The organism is Hydrogenophaga atypica (genome assembly GCF_042665215.1).
GTDB lineage: Bacteria > Pseudomonadota > Gammaproteobacteria > Burkholderiales > Burkholderiaceae_C > Hydrogenophaga > Hydrogenophaga defluvii_A.
This window is the reverse complement of the sequence record NZ_JBHTCA010000069.1, coordinates 1-2,318: the sequence shown is the minus strand read 5'-3', so window position 1 is coordinate 2,318 and position 2,318 is coordinate 1. Positions and strand designations below refer to the sequence as shown.

Sequence of the window (2,318 nt, the reverse complement as noted above, 5' to 3'; positions counted from 1 at the left end):
GGGGTCTCCTCGTTTTCAGTGCAATAAGTGACGGTACGCAAAGCTAGCACTGGCGCGGGGGTGGTCTGGGTAGACCGTTGATTTCATTGACTTTCCTGTTCGCTTTGTAAACGGGTATGGTGGCCTCCCACTTTTGAGGTTCACGATGCAGGGTTGGCACACAACGTTTTTGGGGATGCGTGGGCTCCCCCGCGATATCAGCGACTTCGAGATGAAGGCATTTTTCACCTTCGATGGTGCCGAGCGCGACGCAATCAATGCACGCCGAGGTGATTCCCACAAGCTTGGTCTGGCGCTCCATATTGGTTTCCTGCGCATGAGTGGGCGTTTGCTCGGTGCCTTTCGGGTAATTCCAGTAGCCTTGTGGCGCCACCTTGGCAACGAGCTTGGCATTGCAGCACCAGAAGTCGCCTCGCTGAGAGCCATGTATGAACGCGGGCGCACGCTATTCGATCACCAACAAGTAGCCTGCACGGTCCTTGGATTCCAGTGGATGAGCGAGCACCAGCGCCGCTCACTGGTACGTGAACTGCGCGACGAAGTGGCGCGCTGCGCCGACCGCGATCAGCTACTCGTGCGGGCGCGTCAATGGCTGTACAAGAACAAGCTGGTGATCGTGCACGAGCGGGCAATTCGGACACTGATTGCGGCGGCACTTGCCCAGCTTGAAGTTGAAACAGGCACCGCCATCGCCGCCAGCGTTGATCCAGCAACACTTGATCGCTGGCGAGCCTCAGTTTCAGAGCTGCGCCCAGATGGACAAACCCAGCAGAGTTGGCTATGGGCTGCACCGGCGAAACACTCAACCCGCCAAATCAGCGAGGTACTGGAGCGCATCGACCTGCTTTACACGCTGGACGTTCATAAGCACCTGGCAGACATCCCCGATCTCATCTTGCGCCGCTACGCGCGCCGACTTGTCTCCAGGCCGCCCTCAGCCGGAGCCAAGATCAAAGAGCCAGCGCGCACCGTGGAGGTCGCATGCTTTCTTCGGTATTGCCTGTTCACCACCACAGACCAGTTGATCCTTATGGTGCAGCGCCGGATCGCCGATCTGTGGCGTCAGGCTGCCGCCGATGTCCCCGCTACCGTCAATTGGGCCGCAATGTACAAAACGCTGCTCGGCGAACTTGTTGCCTTGAGCGCGCAAGGTGCGGTGCCAGATGCTGAGTTGCGTGCCCGTCTTGAAGCCTTGATCACCGAAACCCAGAAACGCAAACCACCGAGCAGGGCCTCCCTGGTCCGCGAGGGATTGATTGATGGAATTCGCCCCGTGCGGTCGTTGCTCGTCGCCATTGCAAAGCTGCCCTGGCAGGCCACCGGCGAGCATCCTGCCATCGAGTACCTTGCCAAGCTGCAAGCTTTATATCTCAAAGGATCCAGAAAGCTGCCAGTTGAAGTGGTGGCACCAAGTCTGGGAATGATCTGGCAGGTTTCGATCTCCAGCCCAGACCGGGAACGGGCGTTTCAGGCGTTGGAGGTGGCCACCCTGTTTGCCCTGCGCCGCGCGGTGCGCAATGGCTCGGTCTGGATTGAGCACAGCCTGAGCTTTCGGGGTCGTGCGCGCTTGTTCTTCACGGACGAGCGTTGGCAGGCAGAGTCCAAGAAACACTATGCCCGTCTATCGTTACCCAGCAAGGCTGCCACTTTCTTGAAGCCTTTGCTGGCCAGAGTAACTGCCGGTGTCGATGCGGTGGCCGCTGCAGCCCGCAGTGGCGTACTGCGCGTGGATGATGAACTCCATTTGTCGCCATTGCCCGCAGAGGACGAAGACCCAGAAGTGACCAAGCTGCGCGCGGCTTTGGATCACCGCATCGGTGAGGTTCAATTGCCGGAAGTGATTCTGGCCGTTGACGCCCAGGTGCGCTTTAGCTGGATCATGCTCGGACGTGAGCCGCGCTCTACCGACGAGCTGCTGATGGTCTATGCCGGCATCATGGCCCACGGCACCAGTCTGACTGCGGTCGAATGCGCGCGCATGATTCCGCAATTGTCTGCCACCAGCATTCGCCAGGCCATGCGCTGGGCGCGGGACGAACGGCGTCTGAGCCAGGCCTGCCAGGCTGTGCTGGAATTCATGCAGCGACACCCGATTGCCGCCACCTGGGGGCGGTCCGATTTGGCATCTTCTGACATGATGAGCATGGAGACCACCAAACGGGTGTGGCAAGCCCGGCTTGATCCTCGGCGCAACACACCTTCCATTGGAATCTACTCCCATGTAAAAGACCGGTGGGGCATCTTCCATGCGCAGCCCTTTGTGCTCAATGAGCGCCAGGCGGGCGTGGCCATTGAAGGTGTCATCCGCCAAGAAAAGC

General features: G+C 59.6%; 1 protein-coding gene. It reads left to right on the top strand.

The features are described from left to right. Positions 1 to 145 precede the first annotated feature (145 nt). On the top strand, positions 146 to 2,318 hold a 2,173-nt coding region (locus ACFQPB_RS23790; protein WP_382200881.1), incomplete at its 3' end, for a Tn3-like element IS1071 family transposase.